Origin of the sequence: Streptomyces similanensis, assembly GCF_039543625.1 — a bacterium.
GTDB lineage: Bacteria > Actinomycetota > Actinomycetes > Streptomycetales > Streptomycetaceae > Streptomyces > Streptomyces similanensis.
The window spans coordinates 13,251-38,393 of the sequence record NZ_BAABKC010000067.1; the positions used below are offsets into that span (position 1 = coordinate 13,251).

The following is a 25,143-nucleotide window of genomic DNA, read 5'->3' on the forward strand; positions in this document are numbered from 1 at the left end:
GCCCGGCGGCACGACGCCTCGCGCCCGCCGCGCGCCCGGTCAGCCCTCCCCTTCGAGGTCCCCCTCCGTCTCCAGGTACACCCGCCGCAGCTCTTCCAGCACCGCCGGATCCGGCTTGGCCCACATTCCCCGCGACTCCGCCTCCAGCAGCCGCTCGGCGATGCCGTGCAGTGCCCACGGATTGGCCTGCTGGAGGAACTCCCGGTTGTGCAGGTCGAGGACGTAGGTCTCGGTGAGCTTGTCGTACATCCAGTCGGCGACCACCCCGGTGGTGGCGTCGTAGCCGAACAAATAGTCCACGGTGGCGGCGAGTTCGAAAGCGCCCTTGTAGCCGTGGCGGCGCATCGCCTCGATCCACTTGGGGTTGACGACACGGGCACGGAAGACGCGTGAGGTCTCCTCGACGAGGGTACGGGTGCGGACCGTCTCCGGGCGGGTGGAATCGCCGATGTACGCCTCGGGTGCGGTGCCGCGCAGGGCGCGCACGGTGGCCACCATGCCGCCGTGGTACTGGAAGTAGTCGTCGGAGTCGGCGATGTCGTGCTCGCGGGTGTCGGTGTTCTTCGCCGCGACCGCGATCCGCCGGTACGCGGTCTCCATCTCCTCGCGGGCCGGGCGGCCGTCGAGTTCGCGGCCGTAGGCGTAGCCGCCCCAGACGGTGTAGACCTCGGCGAGGTCGGCGTCGGTGCGCCAGTCGCGGGAGTCGATGAGCTGGAGCAGTCCGGCGCCGTAGGTGCCGGGGCGGGAGCCGAAGATGCGGGTGGTGGCGCGGCGTTCGTCGCCGTGGGCCGCCAGGTCCGCCTGCACGTGGGTGCGCACGTGGTTGGTCTCGGCCGGTTCGTCGAGTGAGGCCGCCAGGCGTACGGCGTCGTCCAGCAGGCCGATGGTGTGCGGGAAGGCGTCGCGGAAGAAGCCGGAGATGCGCAGGGTGACGTCGATGCGCGGGCGGCCCAGTTCCTCGTACGGGATGGGCTCAAGGCCGGTCACACGGCGCGAGGCGTCGTCCCAGACGGGGCGGACGCCGAGCAGGGCGAGCGCCTCGGCGACGTCGTCGCCGGCGGTGCGCATGGCGCTGGTGCCCCACAGGGACAGGCCGACGGAGGTGGGCCAGGCGCCGTTGTCGGCGCGGTAGCGCTGGAGGAGGGAGTCGGCGAGGGCCTGTCCGGTCTCCCAGGCGAGGCGGGAGGGGACGGCCTTGGGATCGACGGAGTAGAAGTTGCGGCCGGTCGGCAGGACGTTGACCAGGCCGCGCAGCGGGGAGCCGGAGGGGCCGGCCGGGACGAAGCCGCCGGCCAGGGCGTGCACGGTGTGGTCCAGCTCCGCCGTGGTCGCCGCGAGCCGGGGGACGACCTCGCGGGCGGCGAACTCAAGGACGGCGGCGACATGTTCGCCGTGCTCGACGGGGACGGCGGCCGGGTCCCAGTGCGCGTCCTCCATCGCCTTCACCAGGGCCCGCGCCTGCTCCTCGGCCGCGTCGGCCGTCGTGCGGGTCGCGGCGGACTCGTCCAGGCCGAGGGCCTCGCGCAGACCGGGGAGGGCGGTGGTGCCGCCCCAGATCTGGCGGGCGCGCAGGATGGCGAGGACGAGGTTGACGCGGTCCTCGCCGGCGGGCGCGGTGCCGAGGACGTGGAGGCCGTCGCGGATCTGGGCGTCCTTGACCTCGCAGAGCCAGCCGTCGACGTGGAGGAGGAAGTCGTCGAAGCCGTCGTCGTCGGGGCGGTCGTCCAGGCCGAGATCGTGGTCGAGGCGGGCGGCCTGGATGAGGGTCCAGATCTGGGCGCGGATGGCGGGCAGCTTGGCCGGGTCCATGGCGGAGATCTGTGCGTACTCGTCGAGGAGTTGTTCCAGCCGTGCGATGTCGCCGTAGGAGTCGGCGCGGGCCATGGGCGGGACGAGGTGGTCGACGAGGGTCGCGTGGGCGCGGCGTTTGGCCTGGGTGCCTTCGCCGGGGTCGTTGACCAGGAAGGGGTAGACCAGGGGGAGGTCGCCGAGGGCGGCGTCGGGGCCGCAGGCGGCGGAGAGGCCGGCGTTCTTGCCGGGCAGCCATTCCAGGTTGCCGTGCTTGCCGAGGTGGATCATCGCGTCGGCGCCGAAGCCGCCGTCGGTCTGCGGGGCGGCGATCCACCGGTAGGCGGCCAGGTAGTGGTGGGACGGCGGGAGGTCGGGGTCGTGGTAGATGGCGATCGGGTTCTCGCCGAAGCCGCGCGGGGGCTGGATGAGGATGAGCAGGTTGCCGAAGCGCAGGGCCGCCAGGACGATGTCGCCCTCCTTGTCGCGGCTGCGGTCGACGAACATCTCGCCGGGCGGCGGGCCCCAGTGCTCCTCCACCGCCGTGCGCAGGCTCTCGGGCAGGGTCGCGAACCAGCGGCGGTAGTCGGCGGCCGGGATGCGCACCGGGTTGCGCGCCAACTGCTCCTCGGTGAGCCAGTCCTGGTCGTGGCCGCCCGCCTCGATGAGCGCGCGGATCAGTTCGTCGCCGTCGCCCGAGGCCAGGCCGGGGACGTCGACCCCGCCGAAGTCGTATCCCTCGTCCCGCAGGCGGCGCAGCAGGGCGACGGCGCTGGCGGGGGTGTCCAGGCCGACGGCGTTGCCGATGCGGGAGTGCTTGGTCGGGTAGGCGGACAGGACGAGGGCGAGACGCTTGCGGACGGGCGGGATGTGGCGAAGCCGGGCGTGGCGTACGGCGATTCCGGCGACGCGGGCGGATCGCTCGGGGTCGGCGACGTAGGCGGGCAGGCCGTCGGCGTCGATCTCCTTGAAGGAGAACGGCACGGTGATCAGGCGGCCGTCGAACTCGGGCACGGCGATCTGGCTGGCCGCGTCGAGCGGGGAGACGCCCTCGTCGTTCTCCTCCCATGTCGTGCGCGAGCTGGTCAGGCACAGGGCCTGCAGGATCGGGACGTCCAGCGCGGTGAGCGCGCCGGCGTCCCAGGACTCGTCGTCCTGCCCGGCCGACGCCTCGGCGGGCCTGGTGCCGCCGGCCGCCAGCACGGTGGTGACGATCACGTCGGCGGCGCGCAGTTCGTCGATCAGCTCCGGCTCGGGGGCGCGCAGGGAGGCGACGTAGAGGGGCAGCGGGCGGCCGCCCGCGTCCTCGACGGCGTCGCACAGGGCGTGGACGAAGGCCGTGTTGCCGCTCATGTGGTGGGCGCGGTAGTAGAGCACGGCGACGGTCGGGCCGTCTGCCTTCGGCTCCGGGCGCTGCAAGGGTCCCCAGGAGGGGGCGGGGGCGGGCGCGTCGAATCCGTGGCCGGTGAGCAGCACCGTGTCGGAGAGGAACCGGGCCAGGTGTTCCAGGTTGGCGGGGCCGCCGTGGGCGAGGTAGGCGTGTGCCTCGGCGGCGATGCCGATGGGGACGGTGGAAGCGGCCATCAGCTGCGCGTCGGGGGCCTGTTCACCGGTGAGGACGATGACCGGGCGCCCGTCCGCGAGGAGCAGGTCCAAGCCGTCCTGCCAGGCTCGGATCCCGCCGAGAAGGCGAACGACGACGAGCCCGACGCCGTCGAGGAGGGCCGGAAGCCGGTCCAGCGGAAGTCGGGCCGGGTTGGCGAAGCGGTAGGCGACCGGGCCGCCGGCCGCGCGGGCGCTGAGCAGGTCGGTGTCGGAGGTCGACAGGAGCAGGATGTCGCGGGCGTGCGGGGCACGCTCCCCGGACGGAGTGGGCATGCGTCGCCTGGCCTTCCTCGGGGTCCGCGCCCCGGGCGGTGTGGAATGAGTCACCCCGTCGGGCAGAGCCGACCCGGGAAAGGGAGTTCCTGACTCGCCCGGCCTTCGAGGGGCCGGGCTCACAGTGGCGGGACCGTGCCGGATTCACACCGGCTTCCTCCCCTGTCGCCGTGCGGGCGATCGGTGGACCGGGTGATCCACCGGGGATCATAGTAAGGGTCACGGAATGCGCGCAGGGCGTACATCGGGTGTGATCGTAGGTATGCTCACCGCCATGCCCACGGCAATGCCTCCTTCGTCGTCCCAGGCCACACCGGCCGCGCGGGACCGCGGTGACGCGTGCCCCGGGACGCTGCGGCTGCACACGGCGGACGACGGAGCGCTGGCCCGTGTCCGGCTGCCCGGCGGCGTACTGACCGCGGATCAGGCGCGGGCTCTCGGCGACGCCGCGCGCCGGCTGGGCGACGGCGATCTGCACCTGACCTCGCGAGGCAATGTGCAGCTGCGCGGACTGGCACAGGGGTGCGGTGCGGAACTGGCGGCCGTGCTGGACTCGGCCGGGCTGCTGCCCTCGTGGGAGCACGAACGGGTGCGGAACATCGTCGCCTCGCCGCTGTCCGGCCTCGACGGCGGTGGTCTGCGGGACGTACGGCCCTGGCTGACGGCCCTGGACGCCGCGTTGTGCGCGAGTGACACCGCGACGGGCCTGTCGGGGCGGTTCCTGTTCGCCTTGGACGACGGGCGCGGTGACGTGGCCGCACTCGGTGCGGACGTCACCGTGCGCGCGGTCGCGGAAACGGGGGCGTGGCTCGCCCCCGGGTCGGTCCGCGTGGCCGCCGGGGACACGGCACGCGCGGCGCTGGCGGCCGCCGAGGCGTTCCTCGACGCGGCGCGCTCGCAGGGAGCACGAGCCTGGCGGATTTCCGAACTCATGCTGCCCGAGGGTGAGATGGACCGCCTGGTGCGCGATCGCCTGACTGCTGAGGGGATCGGCCACGAGGAGTCGCCCCAGCCGGCCGGCGTCCTCGACGGCCCGCGGCCAGGTGTCGTCGAAGGTGCGCTGTCCGTGCACGTGCCGCTGGGGAGGCTCTCGGCCCGACAGTGGGACGAGCTGGCCCGTGTGTGCGTGACCGAGCTGCGGCTGACGCCCTGGCGCGGTGTCGTCGTTCCCCTGGGGAACGCGTCCGCGGCACAGGCGGCCGAGACGTTCGCCCGTCTCGGCGCGGCCGGCCTGGTGACCGATCCCTCCTCTCCCTGGCTCGGCGTGGGCGCGTGCGTCGGCCGCCCCGGATGCGCCAAGGCGCACGCCGACGTACGGGCGGACGCGGCGCTGTCGCTGGAAGCGACCGACGGTGTCGGCCTCCCCGTGTACTGGTCCGGGTGCGAACGGCGCTGCGGTCACCCCCGCGGCGACCACGTCGACGTGGTCGCGACACCGGGCGGGGGTTACCGCGTGTCGGCCGCCACGACCGACCGGAGAGCGCGGACCGTTCCCACCGCCCGACCCGCCCTGATACGCGCCGCCCTGGCGGCGATCACCTCATGAACCGCACGACGACCGAGAGCAGCGAGAAGAACACCGTGACCACCCACGTCTACGAGAAGGACGGCGCGGCCATCTACCGCCAGTCCTTCGCCACCATCCGCGCCGAGGCTGACCTCGCGCACCTGCCCGCGGACGTCGGTCAGGTCGCGGTGCGCATGATCCACGCCTGCGGGATGGTGGACCTAGTCCGGGACCTGTCCTACTCGCCCTCGGTGGTGTCCCGGGCCCGCGAGGCGCTGCGCGCCGGGGCGCCGATCCTGTGCGACGTGCAGATGGTGGCCAGCGGCGTCACCCGCAAGCGGCTGCCCGTCGGCAACGACGTGCTGTGCACGCTGTCCGACCCGGCCGTCCCGGAGCTGGCCGCGAAGCTCGGCACCACGCGCAGTGCCGCCGCGCTCGAACTGTGGCGCGACCGGCTGGACGGAGCGGTCGTCGCGGTCGGCAACGCGCCCACCGCCCTCTTCCGTCTCCTGGAGATGATCGAGGAGGGCGCGCCCCGCCCTGCCGCCGTCATCGGTGTGCCCGTCGGGTTCGTCGGCGCCGCCGAGTCCAAGGACGCGCTGGCCGCGCATCCGTCGGGGCTCGACCACCTGGTGGTGCGCGGTCGTCGCGGTGGCAGCGCCATCGCGGCCGCCGCGCTCAACGCGATCGCGAGCGAGGAAGAGTGAGCGGCAAGCTGTACGGGGTGGGCCTCGGGCCCGGCGACCCTTCTCTGATGACCGTACGGGCGGTCGAGGTCATCGCCGAGGCGGATGTGATCGCCTACCACAGTGCCCGGCACGGGCGGTCCATCGCCCGCTCGATCGCGGCGAAGCATCTGCGCGCCGACCACGTCGAGGAACCGCTGGTCTACCCCGTCACGACCGAGACCACCGACCATCCGGGCGGTTACCGGGGCGCCATGGAGGACTTCTACGCCGAGGCGGCGGCGAAGCTCGCGGCCCACCTCGACGCCGGCCGTACCGTGGCAGTGCTCGCCGAGGGCGATCCGTTCTTCTACGGCTCCTACATGCACATGCACAAACGGCTCGCCGACCGCTACGAGACCGAGGTGATTCCCGGCGTCACCTCCGTGTCCGCCGCCGCGGCCCGGCTCGGCGCGCCGCTCGCCGAGGGCGAGGAGGTGCTGACCATCCTGCCGGGCACCCTGCCCGAGGAGGAGCTGACCGCGCGGCTGGCCGCGACGGACGTCGCCGTGGTGATGAAGCTTGGCCGCACCTTCCCCAAGGTGCGTCGGGCCCTGGAGGACTCCGGGCGGCTGCGCGAGGCGCGGTACGTGGAGCGGGCCACCATGGGCAAGGAGCGCATCGCCGCCCTGGCCGAGGTGGACGCGGATTCGGTGCCGTACTTCTCGGTCGCCGTCCTGCCCAGCCGGGTGGGCGCCGAGCGGCCCGTGACCGGGGGCCGGGGCGAAGTGGTCGTGGTGGGCACGGGTCCGGCCGGTCCGATGTGGCTGACGCCCGAGACGCGGGGCACGCTGGCCGCAGCCGACGATCTGGTCGGATACACCACCTACCTGGACCGGGTGCCGGAGCGCCCTGGTCAGCTCCGGCACGGCTCGGACAACCGGGTGGAGGCCGAGCGCGCCGAGTTCGCGTTGCAGCTGGCGCGGCGGGGACGCCGGGTGGCCGTGGTCTCCGGGGGTGATCCGGGCGTCTTCGCGATGGCCACCGCCGTACTGGAGGCCGCCTCGCAGGAGGAGTACCAGGACGTGCCGGTGCGGGTGCTTCCCGGCGTCACCGCCGCCAACGCCGCCGCGGCCCGTGCCGGCGCCCCGCTCGGCCACGACTACGCCGCCATATCCCTCTCCGACCGGCTCAAGCCGTGGGACGTGGTCGCCGGGCGGCTGCGGGCAGCGGCCTCCGCGGACCTGGTGCTCGCGCTCTACAACCCCGGCTCACGCAGCCGCACCTGGCAGGTGGGCAAGGCGCGGGACCTGCTGCTGGAGTACCGGGCGCCGCAGACGCCGGTCGTGGTCGCGCGGGACGTGGGCGGCGCGGAGGAGCGGGTGCGGATCGTGCCGCTGGGCGAGCTGGATCCGGCTGAGATCGACATGCGCACGATCCTGCTGGTCGGTTCCTCTCAGACGCGGGTGGTCCGCCGTGGGGACGGCGCGGAGATCGTCTGGACCCCGCGCCGCTATCCGGAGGTGTGAGGACGAGCGGTGCCACCCGGTCCGGGTGGCACCGCGAACGACGCTATTCGCCCTTCTCCGAAGCCGTGGCCGGCCGGGCAAGGCCCGCCGTCCACTTCTCCTCGATCCGGCCCACCTTCCACACCAGCAGGGCGACGGCCCAGGTGGCGAAGAACAGGCCGACGATGACGTAGCCGATGATGTTGAGGTCGAGTCCGGCGACCCAGTCCCAGAACGTGCCGTGCAGATCCGCCTTCTCGGCGACCAGGCCGAGGAGTTCCACGGTGCCGATGATCAGGGCGACGGCGACGGACAGCCCGGTGATGGTCAGGTTGTAGTAGACCTTGCGGACCGGCTTGGAAAAGGCCCAGCCGTAGGCGAAGTTCATGAACGAGCCGTCGATCGTGTCCAGCAGCGACATGCCCGCCGCGAACAGGACCGGCAGGCACAGGATGGCGTACCAGGGCAGGCCCGAGGCGGCGCCGGAGCCGGCGAGGACGAGCAGGGCGATCTCGGTCGCGGTGTCGAAGCCGAGGCCGAAGAGGACGCCCAGGGGGTACATCTGCCAGGGCTTGGTGATCGACTTCATCAGGCGGCCCAGGATGCGGTTCATGAAGCCGCGGTTGTTCAGCTGCTCCTCCAGCGCGGCCTCGTCGAAGTGCCCGGAGCGCATCTGCCGGAACACCTTCCAGATCCCGGCCATGATCACCAGGTTGATGACCGCGATGACGTAGAGGAAGGTCCCGGAGACCGTCGTGCCGATCCAGCCGGTGATGCTGTGCAGCGTCGAGTCGTCGTTCTCGACGGGTCCGGCCAGGGCTTTCACTCCCAGGGAGAGCAGGAAGGCGAGGGCGAAGACGATCGTGGAGTGGCCGAGGGAGAACCAGAAGCCGACCGACAGGGGCCGTCGGCCCTCGTTCATCAGCTTGCGGGTGGTGTTGTCGATCGCGGCGATGTGGTCCGCGTCGAAGGCGTGCCGCATGCCGAGGGTGTAGGCGGTGACGCCGATGCCTACGCCGAAGGTCTTGGTGCCGAGGCTGTAGTGCTCGGGGGCGACGATCACCACGAGCGTGAACCAGCCTATGACGTGCAGTGCGAGGATGAAGGCGGCCATCCCGCCGACGCCGGCCCACTCCTTCGCGGTCATCGAGGTACGGATGCGGTGCCACGAGATGCCGCGGCCGGCGGCCGGAGCGGGCGGCCGGGTGGAAGCGGAATCAGGAGCGGTGGCCATGGGGTGTGACCCTAACTTCTCGGCGAGCGGCTGTTTTCAGCCGCGCCTTCCAGGTTTCTGCCACCTGGTTGCAACAACAACATGACCGCAGCAAAGCCCGTGCCAGGTTTGGGTCAACGACCCGGATAGAAGTGCTGCCCGAGGCGCTCGCACAGCCACCCGGCCGCGCTTTCGGGGTCGGCCACGACGGGGACGCCCTCGGGCACCGGTGGTCTGCGGACCACGACCACCGGGAGCCCGGCCTCGCGAGCGGCGCTCAGTTTCGGTGCGGTGGCCGCTCCCCCGCTGTCCTTGGTCACGACGACGTCGATGCGGTGGCGGCGCAGCAGCGCGCGCTCGCCGTCGAGGGTGAAGGGGCCGCGGTCCAGCAGCGCCTCCATGCGGGGCGGGTGCGGGGCCTCGGGGGCGTCCACGGACCGGACGAGGAACCAGAGGTCGTCCAGGTCGGCGAAGGCGGCCAGCCCCATGCGGCCGGTGGTGAGGAACACGCGCCGGCCCAGTGCGGGCAGCAACCGGGCCGCCTCCGCCAGCGAGGCCGCCTCGTGCCAGCGATCGCCCTCGACGGGGACCCAGCCGGGGCGGCGCAGAGCGAGCAGGGGAACATGGGTGACGGCAGCGGCCTCGGCCGCGTTGAAGCTGATCGTCCCGGCGAAGGGGTGGGTGGCGTCGACGACCGCGTCGACCATGTGCTCGCTCAGCCACCCGGCCAGTCCGTCAGGCCCGCCGAAGCCGCCGACACGGGTCTCGCCCGGCGGCAGTCGTGGGCTGGCGACACGTCCGGCGAGGGAGCTGGTCAGCCTCAGCCCGGTCGTGCCGTGCAGCAGTTCGGCGAGACGGCGGGCCTCCGTGGTGCCGCCGAGGATCAGTACGTGCATGGGAGTCCGAGTCCGTTCATGAAGGGCAGTGAGGGTCGAGGCGTGGGCGAGGCGAGCGGTGCGGACGGCACGCGGGGTTCGGAGCAGGTGAAGGGAGGCCGCCGCGCCCAGCTGGAGCACACCGGGCTGCGGCACGGCTGGACCACCGGCGCCTGTGCGACGGCGGCCACGACGGCCGCGTACACGGCGCTGCTGACCGGCGAGTTTCCCGACCCGGTGACGATCACGCTGCCCAAGGGGCAGACTCCGTCGTTCGCGCTGGCCGCCGAGGAGCTTACCGGGGCCCACGCGATGGCGGGCGTCGTGAAGGACGCGGGCGACGATCCCGACGTCACCCACGGCGCCCTGGTGCGGGCCACCGTCCGGCGGCTGCCTCCGGGAAGCGGCGTCGTCTTCCGCGCGGGTCCCGGCGTGGGAACGGTCACCCGGCCCGGCCTTCCGCTGCCGGTCGGTGAAGCGGCCGTCAATCCCGTCCCCCGGCGAATGATGCGCGAACACGTCGCCGAGGTCGCCGCGCGCCACGGAGGCGGCGGCGACGTCGAGATCACCGTCTCCGTCGACCACGGCGAGGAGATAGCCCGCTCCACCTGGAACCCGCGGCTGGGCATCCTCGGCGGACTGTCCATCCTCGGCACCACGGGCATCGTCGTCCCGTACTCCTGCTCGGCGTGGATCGACTCCATCCGGCGGGGCGTCGATGTGGCCCGGGCGGCCGGGCGCACCCATGTCGCCGGGTGCACCGGGTCGACCTCCGAGAAGACGGTCGTCGCCGAGTACGGCCTGCCCGAGGACGCGCTGCTCGACATGGGCGACTTCGCCGGCGCCGTGCTCAAGTACGTCCGCCGCCATCCGGTGGACCGTCTCACGATCTGCGGCGGCTTCGCCAAACTCTCCAAGCTGGCCGCGGGCCACCTGGACCTGCACTCCGGCCGCTCCCAGGTCGACAAGGGCTTCCTCGCCGAGCTGGCCCGCCGCGGCGGCGCGGACGGGACGCTCGCCGCCGAAGTGGCCGCCGCCAACACCGGCCTCGCCGCGCTCCAGCTGTGCCAGGCCGCCGGGGTTCCGCTCGGCGACCTCGTCGCACAGGCGGCTCGCGACGAAGCACTCGCTGTCCTGCGGGGTGCGCCGGTCGCCGCGGACGTCATCTGCATCGACCGGGCCGGCACGGTCGTGGGGCGCAGCTCGGTGCGATAGGTCCCGCTCGTCGCCGTACCGGCGGGGCCGGGATCAGCGGGCGTGCCGCTCGCGTCCGGGCGAGTACAGGTGGCTGTCGCGGAACTGCTGCGCTCCCAGGGTGCGCCCCACCATGATCACAGCGGTGCGCAGCACGCCGGCCGCCTTCACCTTCGGCGCGATCTCGTCCAAGGCGCCGCGGATGATCACTTCGTCCGGGCGGGAGGCGTAGGCGACCACTGCGGCGGGGCAGTCGGCGCCGTAGTGCGGGAGCAGTTCGGCGACCACGCGGTCGACGTACTGGGCGGCCAGGTGCAGCACGATGAGCGCGCCGCTGCGGCCGAGAGTGGCCAGGTCCTCGCCCTCCGGCATGGCGGTCGCCCGGTTGGCCACACGGGTGAGGATCACGGTCTGGCCGACGGTCGGCACGGTCAGCTCCCGCTTCAAGGAGGCGGCCGCGGCGGCGAACGCCGGAACGCCCGGCACCACCTCGTACGGCACCCCTGCCGCGTCGAGCCTGCGCATCTGCTCGGCAACCGCGCTGAACACGGAGGGGTCGCCCGAGTGCAGCCGCGCCACGTCCAGGCCCTCCTCATGGGCACGGACCAGTTCGGCGATGATCTCGTCCAGGTTGAGTTGAGCGGTGTCCACCAGACGCGCGTCCGGCGGGCATTCGGCCAGCAGCTCGCGCGGGACGAGGCTGCCCGCGTACAGGCAGACCTGGCACGAGGCGAGCGTCCGGGCGCCACGCACCGTGATCAGGTCGGCGGCGCCCGGGCCGGCGCCGATGAAGTACACGGTCATCTGTCTGCTCCTGGGGTCGGATCGAGGGGCTTCTGTACGGACCACTGGGTGACCGGCATGGCCTGCCGCCAGCCGGTGAAGCCGCCCACCGGGACGGCGTGCGCCACCGCCAGCCGCACCAGTTCCCCGCCGTGACGGCGGTAGGCGTCGGCGAGCAGCGCCTCCGATTCCAGCGTGACGGTGTTGGCGACCAGTCGTCCGCCGACGGGCAGTGCGGCCCAGCAGGTGTCGAGGAGACCGGGTGCGGTGAGTCCGCCCCCGACGAACACGGCGTCCGGTGCGGGCAGTTCGGTCAGAGCGGCAGGCGCGTCACCGGTGACGACGCTGAGTCCGGGTACGCCGAGCCGTTCGGCGTTTCGTAGGATGCGCTCGGCGCGCGCCGGGTCGCGTTCGACGGTGACGGCCCGGCAGGAGGGATGGGTGCGCATCCATTCGACGGCGATCGAGCCGGAGCCGCCGCCGACGTCCCACAGCAGTTCGCCGGGGGCGGGGGCGAGAGCGCCGAGGGTGGCAGCTCGGACGTGCTTCTTCGTGAGCTGACCGTCGTGTTCGTACGCCTCGTCCGGCAGTCCGGGTACGGCGCCCAGGCGCAGGGTCCGCGGTGCCCGACGGCATTCGACGGCCACAATGTTGAGCGGGTCGCCGGGCTGTTGCGTCCGTGTCCACTCGTCGGCGGTGGTTCGCGCGCTCGTACGTTCCCGGTGGCCGCCGAGCTGTTCCAGGACCCGCATGAGGCTCGGGCCGAAGCCACGTTCCCTCAGGAGCGCGGCGACCTCCGCGGGGGTGGTGGCGTCGGCGCTGAGCACGAGCAGGCGCCGGCCGTGGTGCAGGGCGGCGGCGAGGCGGGCGGTGGGGCGGCCCACGAGCGTGACGACGTCGATGTCCTCCAGCGGCCAGCCGAGCCGGCCGGCGGCGTAGGACACCGACGACGGATGAGGCAGGACGCGCAGGGCGTCGGTTTCTTCGGCGAGGGCGCGGCCGATCCCGTAGAACATCGGGTCTCCGCTGGCCAGGACGGCGATGTGGCGGCCGGCGTGCGCGGCGAGCACGCGTGGGACGGCGGGCCGCAGGGGCGTGGGCCAGCCGACACGTTCTCCGGCGCATTCGGCCGGGAGCAGGTCCAGCTGGCGTGGTCCGCCGATGAGGACCTCGGCCGCGCGCAGCACCGCGCGGGCCGGCTCGGTGAGGCCCGCCCAGCCGTCGGCTCCGATCCCGACGACGGTGACACCAAGGAACGGGGCAGGTCGGGCGGGAGTCACTGCTGGATACCTCGGAGTTCAGGGGGCGGACAGGGGCGCACTCTACTGGTCGATCACCAGCGCCCCCGAGACCGGGTTCACTTCCTGCCCGAACTTATTGCACACTGGTCGCAATAACTATCAATGTGCAGAAGGAGGCGGTCATGGGCTCTCCGGTCGTGCTGGGCATCGAGTCGTCGTGCGACGAGACCGGCGCGGGTCTGGTCCGCGACGGCGTGCTGCTCGGCCACGCCGTGGCGTCGAGCATGGACGAGCACGCCCGCTACGGCGGTGTCGTCCCGGAGATCGCGTCCCGCGCCCATCTGCACAGCCTGCGGCCGGTGGTCCGGCAGGCGCTGGACCGGGCGGGCCTCCGGCTGACGGACATCGGCGCGGTCGCCGTCACCACGGGCCCCGGCCTGTCCGGGGCACTCCAGGTCGGCCTGGCCGGGGCGAAGGGCATCGCCTACGCGCTCGGCGTGCCGTTGTATGGGGTGCACCACCTCGCCGGGCACGTGGCCGCGGACACCCTGGAGCACGGTCCGCTGCCCGATCCCTGCATGGTGCTGATCGTCTCCGGCGGTCACACCTCCCTGCTCCTCGTGCGCGATCTGGCCCGCGATCCGATCGCTCATCTGGGTGACACCCTGGACGACGCGGCCGGCGAGTGCTTCGACAAGGTCGCGCGGGTCTTCGGACTGCCCTACCCGGGCGGACCGGCCATCGACCGGGTGGCACGCGACGGCGATCCCCGCGCCGTCGCCTTTCCCCGGCCGCTGCCCGGTTCCTACGACTTCTCCTTCTCGGGGCTGAAGACGGCCGCCGCCCGCTGGGCCGAGGGGCACGCCGGGCGGGAGCTGCCGGTGGCCGACGGGGCCGCCTCGCTCCAGGAGGCGGTCGCCGACGTGCTGACCCGCAAGGCGGTGGCGGCCTGTGCCGAGCACGGGGTGGGGACTCTCGTCGTGGTCGGCGGAGTGGCCGCGAACTCGCGGGTGCGGTCGCTGGCCGAGGAACGCTGCCGGGCCGCCGGCATCGAGCTGCGGGTGCCGCCGCTCAGGCTGTGCACGGACAACGGCGCGATGATCGCCGCCGTCGGCGACCTCCTCGTACGAGCGGGGGCCGAACCGGCGCCGCTGGACGTGTCGATCGATCCGTCGGCGCCGCTAGAGTACGCGGCCCTGCAGCCCGTGGCGGCGGCCCGGACGGCGGCGGCCTGATGGACATCCGCGCCGTCCCGGCCGACGCGCTCCTGCCGTACGGCGCGGCCCTGCGCTCCGTCTACGCCGACGCGTTCCGCCCGCCCCCGTGGAACGAGGACGAGGAACAGGCGGCCGCCTTCGCCGCTCGGCTGGCGTCGGACGTGCGGCGGCCGGGGTTCACCGCCGCGCTCGCCTTCGACGGCCCGTCCCTCGTCGGCTTCGCCACCGCCTGGACCACGCCCACGCCCTTTCCGGCAGACCGCTGCTACCCGCAGGCGGCGGTGGCCCTCGGCCGGAGCCGTACCGAGGAATGGCTGTGCGGCGCCCGCGAGATCGACGAGATCGCGGTGCGTCCCGCGGCACGGGGCTCGGGCATCGGCGCCGGGCTGCTGGAAGCGGTGACCGCTGACGTCACGGACGGCCGCGCCTGGCTGCTCACCTCCCTGCGAGCCGCCAGGACCGTGTCCTTCTACCGCCACCGGGGCTGGACGCAGGCCACCCATCCCGCCCCCGAGGGCGAGGGTGTCGCCGTCTTCCTCGGCCCCCGCCACCCCGCCCGCGCCTTGGCCGCCCAGCCCCTGTAGCCCCTCGTAGCCCCCGGAGCACCCCTTGCGCACCGCCGAGATCCGCCGCCGCTTCCTCGACTTCTTCGCCGAACGCGGCCACACCGTCGTGCCCAGCGCCCCGCTGCCGACGCCCGACCCCACGCTGCTGTTCGTCAACGCCGGCATGGTGCCCTTCAAGCCGTACCTGACCGGTGAGGCGGCGGTGCCGTGGCCGCGGGCGACGAGTGTGCAGAAGTGCGTGCGCACCCTGGACATCGAAGAGGTGGGCCGCACCACCCGGCACGGCTCCTTCTTCCAGATGAACGGCAACTTCTCCTTCGGCGACTACTTCAAGGAGGAGGCGATCTCCTTCGCCTGGGAGCTGTCCACCAGCCCGGTCGCCGACGGGGGTTACGGTCTCGACCCGGACCGGATCTGGGTCACCGTGCACCACACCGACGACGAGGCCCGCGCGCTGTGGCGGCGTGTCGCCGCTCTGCCCGACGAGCGGATCGTGGCGCGCGGCGACGAGGACAACTTCTGGTCCATGGGTGTGCCCGGACCGTGCGGGCCGTGCTCGGAGCTGTACTACGACCGCGGTCCGGCCCTCGGCCGGGCGGGCGGCCCGGCGGTGGACGAGGACCGCTACATGGAGTTCTGGAACCTGGTCTTCATGCAGTACGAGCGAGGCGAGGGCGCGGGCAAGACCGGCTATCCGATCCTCGGCGAACTCCCCCGCCGCAACATCGACACCGGCATGGGCCTGGAGCGGATGGCCACCCTGCTCCAGGGCGTCGACAACCTCTACGAGATCGACGAGACCCGCCCGATCCTCGACCGGGCCGCTGCCCTCGCCGACGTCCGCTACGGCGCGGACCCCGAGGCCGACGTACGGCTCCGGGTGATCGCCGACCACGTCCGCACCGCTCTGATGCTCCTCGCCGACGGCAGCTCCCCCGGCAACGAGGGCCGCGGCTACGTTCTGCGCCGCATCCTGCGCCGGGCCGTCCGTTCCCTGCGCCAACTCGGTTACCAGGACCCCGCGCTACCGGACCTGCTCGCCGTGGCCCGCGACTGCATGGCGCCGAGCTACCCGGAGGTCGCCGAGGCGTACGACCGGATCGTGCAGAGGGCGGCCGGCGAGGAGGACGCCTTCCGCGCAACCCTGCGCCAGGGAACCACCGTGCTGGACACGGCCGTTGCCGAGGTGAGGAAGGGCGGCGGGCGGCAATTGCCCGGCGCCCAGGCGTTCCTGCTGCACGACACCTACGGTTTCCCCATCGACCTCACCCTGGAGATGGCTGCCGAACAGGGCGTGGAGGTGGACCGCGAGGGCTTCACGGCGCTGATGCGGGAGCAGCGCGAACGCGCCCGCGCCGACGCCCGCGCCCGCAAGTCCGGCGGCGCCACCGACACGACCGCCCTGCGCGGTGTCCTCGACGAGCACGGCCCGACCGACTGGCGGGCGTGGGACACCCTGACCACAGACTCCCGGGTCCTCGCCCTGCTGACGGCTTCCGGGCCGGTCCCCGTGGCCGGCGAGGGCGAGATCGCGACCGTGGTCATGGACCGCACTCCGTTCTACGCCGAATCCGGCGGGCAGGAGAGCGACGCGGGCTGGCTCTCCGGCACCTCGGTGGAGGCCGAAGTCCTGAATGTGCAGCGCCCATTGCCGGGTCTGGTGGTCCACCAGGTGAGAGTGACCGCGGGCGACCTCGCCGTCGGCGACACGGTCCACGCCGCCGTGGACCCGGAGTGGCGGCTCGGCGCCCGCCAAGCCCACTCCGGCACCCACGTCCTGCACGCGGCGCTGCGCCAGGTCCTCGGCCCCACCGCCCTCCAGTCCGGCTCCTACAACCGCCCCGGCCACCTCCGCCTCGACTTCCCCTGGCGCGGCGGCCTCTCCCCCGCCGCCCGCAGCGAGATCGAAGAGGCCGCCAACCTGGCCCTGCGCCGCGACCTGCCGGTCGGCGTACGGTGGATGACCCTGCCGGAGGCCAAGGAACTGGGCGCGCTGGCGCTGTTCGACGAGACGTACGGCGAGAAGGTCCGCGTCGTGGAGATCGGCGGCGCCTGGTCGCGTGAGCTGTGCGGCGGCACCCATGTCGAACACTCCTCGCAGATCGGCGTGGTGGCGCTGACCTCGGAGTCGTCGGTGGGCGCGGGCATGCGCCGGCTGGAAGCCGCCGTCGGCGTCGAGGGCTTCGGCTATCTCGCCCGCGAGCGCGACCTCGTCGCCCGCATCGCCGAGCAACTCCAGGCGCCACGCGCCGAACTCGCCGATCGCGTCGCCGGGCTGCTGGAGCGGCTGAAGTCGGCCGAACGCGAGAACCAGCGGCTGCGTCAGGCGGCGACCCGGGCGCGGGCGGCCGCCCTGGCCGATCAGGCCCGCGACGTGGGCGGTGTCCTGGTCGTCACCGCGACCGCCGAGGACGGACCGGACGGCGCCAGGGCCCTGACCGTCGCGGTACGCGACCTGCTGCCCAGCGACCGCCCGGGTGTGGTGGCGATCGGCGTGGAGTCCGGCGGCGGGGCAGTCCTCGTCGCCGCCGTCAACCCGAGGGCGCGGGAGGCGGGGCTGGCCGCCTCGACGCTGGTCAAGCAACTCCTGGACGGCAGGGGCGGCGGTTCGCCGGAGCTGGCCCAGGGCGGCGGCCTGACCGCCGACCGGCTGGCCTCGGTGCTGGAGGCCGTCCCGGTGGCCGTCTCGGAGCGGTGAACGCCCTCGGCTCCGCCGCCGTTCGGGGGAAAGAGGAGCCGCGGGCGACAATCTCCGACCGGTAAGGGGAGACATCACTGCATGACTGTTACCGTTCAGGTCGACACCACGCGCCCCGTGGCGACCCTCATCAACGTCTTCACCGTTTCCCCCGACCGCCAGGAGGAACTGGTCGCCCTGCTCGCTCGCGCCACCGAGGACACGATGAAGCAGCAACCCGGCTTCCTGCACGCCAACTTCCACGTCTCCCACGACGGCGAACGCGTGATCAACTACGCCCAGTGGGAGACCGAGGAGCACTACCACGCGATGCTCGCCAACCCCGAGGCCCGCTTCCACATGGACCAGGCCGCCAAGATCGCGACGGATGTGCAGCCCCGCCTCTACCAGGTCAAGTCGACACACACCGCGGCGTGACACGCTCTCGTCGTCGCGCCCCGCGATCACTCCGCGGGGCGCACACCGACCGCCGATACCTCGAACATATCGGTGCGGTCGGTGGGTGACCGCGGCCTTGGCACGGACCCGGATTCCTCAAAGGAGACCTACACGACAAGGGCACCAAAAGCCCAGGAAAGATGTTGACCCGCTCCGCCGGCAGACGGACCTCGCGCGGGAGCAGGTCATCGAGACCATAATCACCTCCTTCCGCAACCGCTACGTGCTGACCGTCGGCGGAAGCACGGCGGAAGAGACGGCCCGCCCACGCCGAGGAACTGGTCCGGACGAAGTTCGGGACCGAGGAGTGGACCGAGCACACGCTGGAAAGAACGCCTCACCCACCACCGCGGTCCCCGCTCGCGCCCGGCTCCCCCAGAAGCGGGTCCGGGAAAGTGCGCCATGCCTTGGAACCGGACGCCAGCTCGGAGTCGGTCAGCAGTGTTGCGTCGAGAAGGTCGTGCACTCGCCTCTCGCAGAGCCCGGTGCCGGTGGGGACGACCTCGGTACGCCGCTCACCGAAGCGGTCGTCCCAGAACCAGGACGCCATGGTCCGGTGGGCTGGGAGGCCGCCCGCCAGACCGCAGTGGCCTCGCCGGTCAGCCAGGTCCCGTTCCCCCCACAGCTCCATGTCGGCTCCGGCCGACCGCCAACTCACGACCGTGTCGGGGCGGGTGGCCAGCCAGAGATGTCCGCAGCTGCGGACGACTCCGAGCATGACCTGCGGAAGTATCTCTGCCAGCCGTTCAAGGTGAGCCAGCCGTCGCGCCCGCCAGAGCAAGGAAGTGACGCCGTGGTCATCGCCCGGGCACCCGCTGCCCGGGGAAGGCGGCTCCCCGCTCGTCCGCGGAAAGCCACCTTCCCCCATGAGATTGGCGCTCAGAGGGCCCCTTCCTCCATGACCGCTGCCCCGTCGAGGACCGGGAAAGTCTCGGCACGGGCGAGGTCCGCGAAGGCGGCGACCGTCGGGCGGGCGAAGAAGCGCGCCAGGGGCAGCCGTACCCGCAGCTCGTCCGCGGCCCGCTCGACGAGTCGGACCGCCTTGACGCTGTCGCCGCCGAGGGTGAAGAAGTTGTCCTCGGAGGTCCGCACCGGAACGCCCAGGACGCTCTCCCACAGCTTCGCGAACGACTGCTCAACGGGGTCGAGTTCCCGGGCCGCCGCATCTCCTCGCGCATCCTGGCCCGAGAGCGCGGCGACGACGGTGACGACTCCCCGGCGGTCGACCTTGCCGTTGGCCGTCAGCGGGATCTCCGGCAGCGCTGCGAACCGGCGCGGCACCATCGCGTCCGGCAGCCACTCGGCCAGCCAGCGTGGCAACGCCTCGGTCAGCGCGGCGCCCTCCTCCGGGCCGGCGGCGACGACGGCGGCCACCAGTTCGCGAGCGGCGCCGGTGCCCGACACGGCGACCGCGGCGCGGGCCACACCCGGGTGGGCGGACAGCGCGGCCTCGATCTCGCCCAGCTCGATGCGGTGCCCGCGCACCTTGACCTGGTCGTCGGTACGGCCCAGGAACTCCAGCACTCCCCCGGGCCGGTACCGGCCGAGGTCACCGGTGCGGTACCAGCGGCGTCCGCCGGAGGTGACGAAGCGCTCGGACGTCAGGTCCGGCGCCCCCCGGTAGCCGCGAGCCAGGCCGGCGCCGCCGATCCAGAGCTCACCCGGCACCCAGTCCGGTCGGTCCGCACCGCCCTGCGGATCGACGACCCGGTACCCCTGGTTTCGCAGCGGCCTGCCGTACGGGATCGACGGCCAGTCCGGGAGCAGGCCCTCCACATCGTGGGAGTTGGACCAGATCGACGCCTCCGTGGCACCGCCCAGGCCGACGAGCCGGGCGGAGGGGAGCAGCGCCGCCAGTCGCTCCGGCAGGTCGAGGCCGATCCAGTCGCCGGAGAGCAGGGCCAGGCGCAGGTTCCGCGGCACCCTCCCCGGCTCGTGTTCGGCGACCGTGAGCAGCATGTCGAGCAGCGCGGGGACGGTGTTCCAGAGCGTCACCCCGTGCCGGACGCACAGGTCGGCCCACCGCTGGGCGTCACGGCGCTCGTTCTCGGCGAGGGTGATCAGGGCGCCGCCCGCGGACAGCAGGCCGAAGACGTCGTACACCGACAGGTCGAAGTCGAGGGCCGAGACCGCCAGTACACGGTCGCCGGCGCTCACCTGGTAACGGTCGTTGACGTCCTCGACGGTGTTGGCGGCGGCCGCGTGGGTGATCTCCACGCCCTTGGGATCGCCGGTCGACCCGGACGTGAAGATGACGTACGCCAGTTGGTCCGGAGCGGCGACGGCCACCGACTCCACCGGCTCGTGCCGGTCGGCGTCGGTGAGCGGCAGGGCCTGCACCGGCCAGTCCTCGTCGGGCCCCGCGGCCAGCGCCAGGCGTACGCCCGCCCCGCTGACGATGCGGTCGCGTCGGACGCGCGGCTGGTCGACGCCGACGGGGACGTACGCCGCCCCGGCGGCGAGCACGCCGAGGACCGCGGCGATCTGGTCCGGGCCCTTGGGCAGGCAGACGGCGACCGGTTCGCCCGGGGTCACGGCGTGCGCGGTCAGCAGGGCGGCGACGCGGCGAGCGCGCAGGGACAGTTCGCCATAGGTCACGGATGCGTCCGCGCCGTCCGTGAGAACCGCCGGGGCGTCCGGGCGGATGGCGGCGTGGCGGAAGAAGGGTGCGTGCAGGCAGGTCTCCCGCTGCTCCGCTGCCGTGTCGTTGGCCCGGTTGCGCGCCGTGCGCTGGGCCGGTGGCAGGCAGACCGGCCGGGGGGCGTTCCAGTCGGCCACCAGCAGGGCGTCCAGGTGCGAGGTGTACGCGGCGAACATGGCGTCCAGGACGCCCGCCGGGAATAGGTCCGCCACGGCGTCCCAGTGCAGGTCGATCACCGTGCCGTCGGGCGTGTGCCGCTCCACGGCCTGGTGGTCGAGCCAGACCTGCGGGGTCTGGGTGATGCCGTACACCTGGTCGGTGAAGAGTCCGGCCGCGTCGCCGCCCGCGTCCAGGCCGAGGGCGCTGGTGAAGACGACCGGCATGGTCACGTCCGCCTGTCCGGTGCGGCGGGCGAGTCGGCGCAGTACCTGGACGGCGGAGAGGGAACGGTGGTCGAGGGCCTGCCACATTTCGCGCTGGGTACGGCGGGCGCCCGTCAGCCAGGGCTGGTCCGGGTGGTGCTCGTGGCCGACCAGGACCAGGGAGGTGAAGTCACCCAGGACGCGGCTGATGTGGGGGTGGGCCTCGCGCCGGTCGAACAGGGTGAGGTTGACCGTGAGGTCCCGCTCGGCGCTCCACAGGGACAGCACCTCGCAGTACGCCGTGAGCAGCACCGCGGACGGGGTGACACCGTGGGCGCGGGCGCGTTCCTCCAGGTTCCGGCGGGCCGCTGGGTCGAGGACGGCGGTGCGCCGGGCGAACCGGGGCCGGACGATGTCGGCCGGGTCGCGGGCGAGCGGCAGCCGCGGTGCGGCCGGCAGGGTGGCGAGCCGCTGCTCCCAGTGCCGCTCGGCCGCCTGGAGTTCGTCCGGATCGGTGCCGGCCGCGAGGACGTGGTCGCGGAAGGTGACGTCGACGGGGGGCAGTTCGGCGTCCGGGTCGGCGTACAGGGCGGAGAGTTCGGCGTAGAAAGTGAGGATGCTCAGCGCGTCCAGCACCAGGTTGTCCATGCCGAGGGCGAGCCGCACCCGCTGGTCCTCGCGTACGGCGGCGACGCTGAACAGCGGCCACCGGCCGGGGTCGAAGACGTGGTGCGACCAGGTGTCGCGCAGTTCTGCCCGGGCCGTCTCGGCGTCGGCTCCGGCGTCGGTGACCTGAACGGTGAAGCGGGGTACGTCGGCCAGGACGCGCTGGTTGCCGTCGGCGTCGAAGACGGCCCGTAGCATCGGGTGGCGGGCGACGAGGCGGTTGACGGCCTCCTCCAGCCGGGCCACGTCGAGGCCGGGGATGTCGTATTCGCGGTAGAAGTGGCAGCCGACGCCGCCGAGGGTGAAGTCCTCGCCGCGCCCGAGCCAGTAGGCGAGCTGGACGTCGGTGGGCGGGAAGGGGTCGTGTCGGTGTCCGGGGTCGGGTACGGGCGGCTGGACCGGCGGCCGGGCCGGGCCGAGGTGCAGGGTCTGGGCGAAGTCGGCGAGGACCGGGTGGGCGAACAGGGCGCTCAGAGCGGTGCCCTGGGCGCCGTCGGCGCGCACGCGGCTCAGGAGGCGGGTGGCCAGCAGTGAGTCGCCGCCCAGGGCGAAGAAGTCGTCGGTGCGGCCCGGGCCCGGCTCAGGGATGCGCAGGACGTCCGCCCAGGCAGCGGCGACGAGGCGTTCGGCGTCGGTGCGAGGCGGCTCGTGGTGGTCCGGTGCCTCCGATCCCCTTGCCGGAACGACCAGTTCGGCCACACGGGCGGCGACGGCGGCCCGGTCGGTCTTGCCGTTGCGGGTCAGCGGGAGCTCGGAGAGCACCACCGTGGCATCCGGGAGCATCGCGGTGGGCAGGAGCGTGCCGAGGTGTTCCCTGAGGTGTGCGGGCGACGGCACCCGTCCGCCGACGGGGACGACAGCGGCGGCCGGCCGGCGGCTCGGCAGCAGCACGGCGACGGCCCGCGCGACGTCCGGGTGCGCCGCCAGGGCGGCCTCGATCTCGCCCAGTTCGATGCGGTGTCCGCGGACCTTGACCTGGTGGTCGGTGCGGCCGAGGAACTCCAGGGCGCCGTCGGGACGGTAACGGGCGCGGTCGCCCGTCCGGTACCAGCGCAGGCCGTCGTGCTCGACGAAGCGGTCGGCGGTGCGGGCGGGGTCGCCGCGGTATCCACGGGCCACTCCCCCGCCGCCGATCCACAGTTCGCCGGGCACCCAGTCCGGGCGATCCCGGCCGAGCGCGTCCACCACCCGGCACCGTACGCCGGTGAGCGGCAGGCCGTAGGGGACGTTGCTCCAGTCCTCCGGGACAGAGAGCGTGACCTCCTGCCAGGTGGAGTGGATGGCGGTCTCGGTGGTGCCGCCGAGCCCGGCGAAGCGGCAACCGGGTGCCAGGCGGGCCAGCCTCCCGGCCAGGTCGGTGGTGACCCGGTCGCCGCCGAGCAGCACCGCCCGCAGCGGCAGCGGCAGCGGCAGCGGCAGCGGCAGCGGGCGGACCTTGGCCGAGTCCGCTTCCGCCGAACTCACCTCCGCCTCGGCGACGGTGAGCAGCATGTCGAGCAGGGCGGGCACGCAGTTCAGCACGGTCGCCCCGTGGGTGTGCGCCAGGCGCAGCCACGCGTCGGCGTCCCGGCGCTCCGGCTCGCGTACGCAGACGACGGCTCCCCCGGTGCCCAGCGGGGCGAACAGGTCGAAGACGGAGAGGTCGAACTCCAGCGCGGACAGCGCCAGGGTACGGTCGGCGGGGCCGAGTCCGAGGCGCTCCCGCAGATCGGCCACGGTGCACATGGCCGCCGCGTGGGCCACCTCGACGCCCTTGGGTTCGCCGGTCGAGCCGGAGGTGTACAGGACGTAGGCGAGGTCTTCGGGCGAGCCCGGCACCGGGGCCGGCAGCGGCTCGGCGGTGAGGGCGGCGTCCAGACCGTCGAGGAGGAGGCGGGCGCCCGCGGACCTCAGGACGCGGGCACGGCGCGCGGGCGGCTGGTCGACGGCGACGGGGAGGTAGGCCGCGCCGGCCGCGAGGACGCCGAGGACCGCGACCGCCTGGTCGGGCCCCTTGGGCAGGCTCACGGCGACCAGGTCGCCGACGCGCACGCCCTCGGCGTGCAGGTGGCCCGCGACGGCGAGGGCGCGGGCGGCCAGGTCGCCGTAGGTGTGCCGCTCGGTGCCGGTGCCCCACAGCAGCGCGGGGGCGTCGGGGGTGGCGACGGCGTGCTGGAAGAAGTCCTCGTGCAGGCGCAGGCCGGCGCCGGGCGGGCGGCCGGTGTCGTTCACAGCACGCCGGGTCCGCCGCTGTCCGGCGGGCAGCAGGTCGCCGACGGGCGCCGTCCACACGTCCGCCTCATCGGTGAGCTGGTCCAAGAGGGCGGAGTACGCGGCGAACATGGCGTCCAGGACGCCGGGGGCGAATGCGGCCTCCCGCGCGTCCCAGTTGACCAGCAGTCCGCCGTCCAGTTCGGTGATCTGGGCGTCGAGCCACACCTGCGGGCCCTGGGAGACGATCCACGCCGGTTCGCCGAAGACGCGGGTGACCGAGGCGGAGAAGAGCGGCCCGAGACCGAGCGCGCTGGTGTGCACTACCGGGGCGAGGGTCTGGGCGCCGCGGTGGCGGCCAAGGTCGCGTAGTACCTCCACGCCGGAGTGGCGGGTGTGCGCGGCGTCGGCGTGGAAGCGCTCCTGAAGCCGTTCGGCCCGGTCGGCGAAGCTGCCCGGCGCGGTGCCGTCCCACGCGAGCAGGACCGAGGAGGTGAAGTCGCCGACCAGGTCGTCGACGTCCGGGTGCAGGGGTTCGCGGTCGAACAGGGGAAGGTTGAGCAGGAAGGAGGGCTCGGTGCTCCAGGCGGTGAGGACCTCGGCGAAGACGGCGGTCAGCGCCAGGGCGGGGGTCAGCCCGTGGGCGCGGGCGCGTGCCTCGAAGGCGGCGGCCCGGTCGGGGCGCAGGGTCCGGTGCCGGCGCACGACGGTGGTGGCCTCGGCGTCGTGCCCGGCGGCGGGCAGCTCGGGCGCCCCGGGCAGGGTGTCGAGGCGGTCGCGCCACCAGGCCTCGTCCGCCTCCCGCACGGCGCGGCCGGGGCCGGCGCGGTGGGTGTCGCGGTCGGCCAGGTAACGGCGGAAGGAGTAGCCGGGCCTGGCGCGCGGCACCTCGCCGCCCGAGCTGTAGGCGTCCGCGAGGTCGGCGAGCAGGACGCGCAGGCTGAGCGCGTCGGCGGCGATCATGTCGAGGTTGACGTGCGTGCGAGTGCGGCCGTCCGGCAGCAGGGTGAGCCGGACGTCGAAGACCTCGCCGGAGCCGATGTCCATCGCGCGGTGCGAGAGCGCGGCGCGGATGCGCTCCAGCGCGTCCTGCTCGGCCGCGGGGTCCTCGTGGCGCAGGTCGGTGACGCGCAGGCCGGGCCAGTGGATGGTGTCCAGGACCTCCTGGGTGCCGTCGTCGAGGACGCGGACCCGGAGCATGTCGTGGCGGGCGAGGACGGCGCGTACGGCCGTTTCGAGGCGGGTGGGGTCCACGCCGGCACCGTCGAACTCGTGATAGAAGTGCGCGGCCACACCTCCCAAACGCTGTCCCGGGGAGCGTCCGGCCCAATAGGCGTGCTGCATCAGGGCCAGCGGGAAGGGTCCCGTCGCCTCCTCGCCGGCCTCGGGCGCGGCGTCGGTGTCGGCGGCGGCTCGGGGGACCGGCGCGGCCGAGAGCAGGGTGTGCCACGCCGCAGGGGTCGGGGTGGCGGCGAGGGCGCCGAAGGTGATGTCCACGCCGGCCCGGCGCCAACGGGCCGCCAGCTTCATCAGCGTGATGGAGTCCAGGCCCAGGGAGATGAGGTTGTCGTCGTCGCGGAGGGTGCCGGGCGGCAGGTCGAGCACCACCTCGAGGCGTGCGCGCAGGGCCTCCGGGTCGGTCGTCTCGGCAGTGGCCGGGTCGGGCGCGTCGGTCAGCACGGGTCTTCCTTCTGTCAAACGGGGGGAGTACGG

Annotated in this window: 15 protein-coding genes and 1 riboswitch; of the genes, 8 read left to right on the forward strand and 7 right to left on the reverse strand. The window is 73.4% G+C overall.

Going from position 1 to position 25,143, the window contains the following annotated elements; genetic code table 11:
- Window positions 1–39: 39 nt before the first annotated feature.
- Entirely contained in the window at window positions 40–3,666 is a 3,627-nt protein-coding gene (cobN, locus tag ABEB07_RS22580) for a cobaltochelatase subunit CobN (RefSeq protein WP_345670013.1), read from the reverse strand.
- A gap of 63 nt (window positions 3,667–3,729) precedes the next feature.
- Window positions 3,730–3,883, reverse strand: a riboswitch (cobalamin riboswitch).
- Between the two features lie 45 nt (window positions 3,884–3,928).
- Here cobN and cobG point away from each other — a divergent pair.
- From cobG to ABEB07_RS22595, 3 genes are read left to right on the forward strand one after another with little or no spacing between them, the layout of a single operon-like run.
- A complete protein-coding gene (gene cobG, locus ABEB07_RS22585) occupies window positions 3,929–5,212 on the forward strand; it encodes a precorrin-3B synthase (RefSeq protein ID WP_425589059.1) in 1,284 nt (427 codons plus the stop codon).
- Window positions 5,209–5,880 carry a precorrin-8X methylmutase gene (locus ABEB07_RS22590; RefSeq protein ID WP_345670015.1) on the forward strand — a complete coding sequence of 224 codons (672 nt, stop codon included), beginning with the start codon at window positions 5,209–5,211 and terminating at the stop codon, window positions 5,878–5,880. Before cobG ends, ABEB07_RS22590 begins: the two co-directional genes overlap by 4 nt.
- Window positions 5,877–7,367 carry a precorrin-2 C(20)-methyltransferase gene (locus tag ABEB07_RS22595; RefSeq protein ID WP_345670017.1) on the forward strand — a complete coding sequence of 497 codons (1,491 nt, stop codon included), beginning with the start codon at window positions 5,877–5,879 and terminating at the stop codon, window positions 7,365–7,367. Before ABEB07_RS22590 ends, ABEB07_RS22595 begins: the two co-directional genes overlap by 4 nt.
- A 43-nt stretch (window positions 7,368–7,410) precedes the next feature.
- On the opposite strand, the gene nicT is transcribed toward ABEB07_RS22595, so the two are convergent.
- Both nicT and ABEB07_RS22605 read right to left on the reverse strand, forming a co-directional pair.
- Complete coding sequence (gene nicT, locus ABEB07_RS22600) at window positions 7,411–8,580, reverse strand: Nickel transporter NicT (protein WP_345670018.1); 1,170 nt, start codon at window positions 8,578–8,580, stop codon at window positions 7,411–7,413.
- A gap of 113 nt (window positions 8,581–8,693) precedes the next feature.
- Window positions 8,694–9,455, reverse strand: coding sequence for a cobalt-precorrin-6A reductase (locus ABEB07_RS22605; RefSeq protein ID WP_345670019.1), 762 nt, complete (start codon window positions 9,453–9,455; stop codon window positions 8,694–8,696).
- Between the two features lie 18 nt (window positions 9,456–9,473).
- Here ABEB07_RS22605 and ABEB07_RS22610 point away from each other — a divergent pair, with 18 nt between their 5' ends.
- Window positions 9,474–10,649: a cobalt-precorrin-5B (C(1))-methyltransferase gene (locus ABEB07_RS22610; RefSeq protein ID WP_345670021.1), complete on the forward strand. Its 1,176-nt coding sequence runs from the start codon at window positions 9,474–9,476 to the stop codon at window positions 10,647–10,649.
- Between the two features lie 33 nt (window positions 10,650–10,682).
- Here the strand turns inward: ABEB07_RS22610 and cobM are convergent, their stop codons facing one another.
- Complete coding sequence (gene cobM, locus ABEB07_RS22615) at window positions 10,683–11,432, reverse strand: precorrin-4 C(11)-methyltransferase (RefSeq protein WP_345670022.1); 750 nt, start codon at window positions 11,430–11,432, stop codon at window positions 10,683–10,685.
- Window positions 11,429–12,691 carry a precorrin-6y C5,15-methyltransferase (decarboxylating) subunit CbiE gene (gene cbiE, locus ABEB07_RS22620; RefSeq protein ID WP_345670023.1) on the reverse strand — a complete coding sequence of 421 codons (1,263 nt, stop codon included), beginning with the start codon at window positions 12,689–12,691 and terminating at the stop codon, window positions 11,429–11,431. The genes cobM and cbiE overlap by 4 nt, the downstream gene beginning before the upstream one ends.
- Window positions 12,692–12,834: 143 nt before the next feature.
- On the opposite strand from cbiE, the gene tsaD reads away from it, so the two are divergent.
- The 4 genes from tsaD (at window position 12,835) to ABEB07_RS22640 (ending at window position 17,550) form a co-directional block, all read left to right on the forward strand.
- Window positions 12,835–13,887, forward strand: a complete 1,053-nt coding sequence (gene tsaD, locus ABEB07_RS22625) for a tRNA (adenosine(37)-N6)-threonylcarbamoyltransferase complex transferase subunit TsaD (protein ID WP_345670024.1) — start codon at window positions 12,835–12,837, stop codon at window positions 13,885–13,887.
- Window positions 13,887–14,453: a GNAT family N-acetyltransferase gene (locus ABEB07_RS22630; protein WP_345670025.1), complete on the forward strand. Its 567-nt coding sequence runs from the start codon at window positions 13,887–13,889 to the stop codon at window positions 14,451–14,453. Before tsaD ends, ABEB07_RS22630 begins: the two co-directional genes overlap by 1 nt.
- Window positions 14,454–14,478: 25 nt before the next feature.
- The gene (gene alaS, locus ABEB07_RS22635) at window positions 14,479–17,133 is read left to right on the forward strand and encodes an alanine--tRNA ligase (protein WP_345670026.1); all 2,655 of its coding nucleotides are present in this window, start codon (window positions 14,479–14,481) and stop codon (window positions 17,131–17,133) included.
- Between the two features lie 81 nt (window positions 17,134–17,214).
- Window positions 17,215–17,550 carry an antibiotic biosynthesis monooxygenase family protein gene (locus ABEB07_RS22640; RefSeq protein ID WP_345670028.1) on the forward strand — a complete coding sequence of 112 codons (336 nt, stop codon included), beginning with the start codon at window positions 17,215–17,217 and terminating at the stop codon, window positions 17,548–17,550.
- A gap of 358 nt (window positions 17,551–17,908) precedes the next feature.
- Here the strand turns inward: ABEB07_RS22640 and ABEB07_RS22645 are convergent, their stop codons facing one another.
- Window positions 17,909–18,439: a CobW C-terminal domain-containing protein gene (locus ABEB07_RS22645; protein WP_345670029.1), complete on the reverse strand. Its 531-nt coding sequence runs from the start codon at window positions 18,437–18,439 to the stop codon at window positions 17,909–17,911.
- Window positions 18,440–18,450: 11 nt separating this feature from the next.
- Window positions 18,451–25,110 (reverse strand): amino acid adenylation domain-containing protein, encoded by a 6,660-nt coding sequence (locus ABEB07_RS22650; protein WP_345670030.1) that lies wholly within the window; start codon window positions 25,108–25,110, stop codon window positions 18,451–18,453.
- Between the last annotated feature and the right edge of the window lie 33 nt (window positions 25,111–25,143).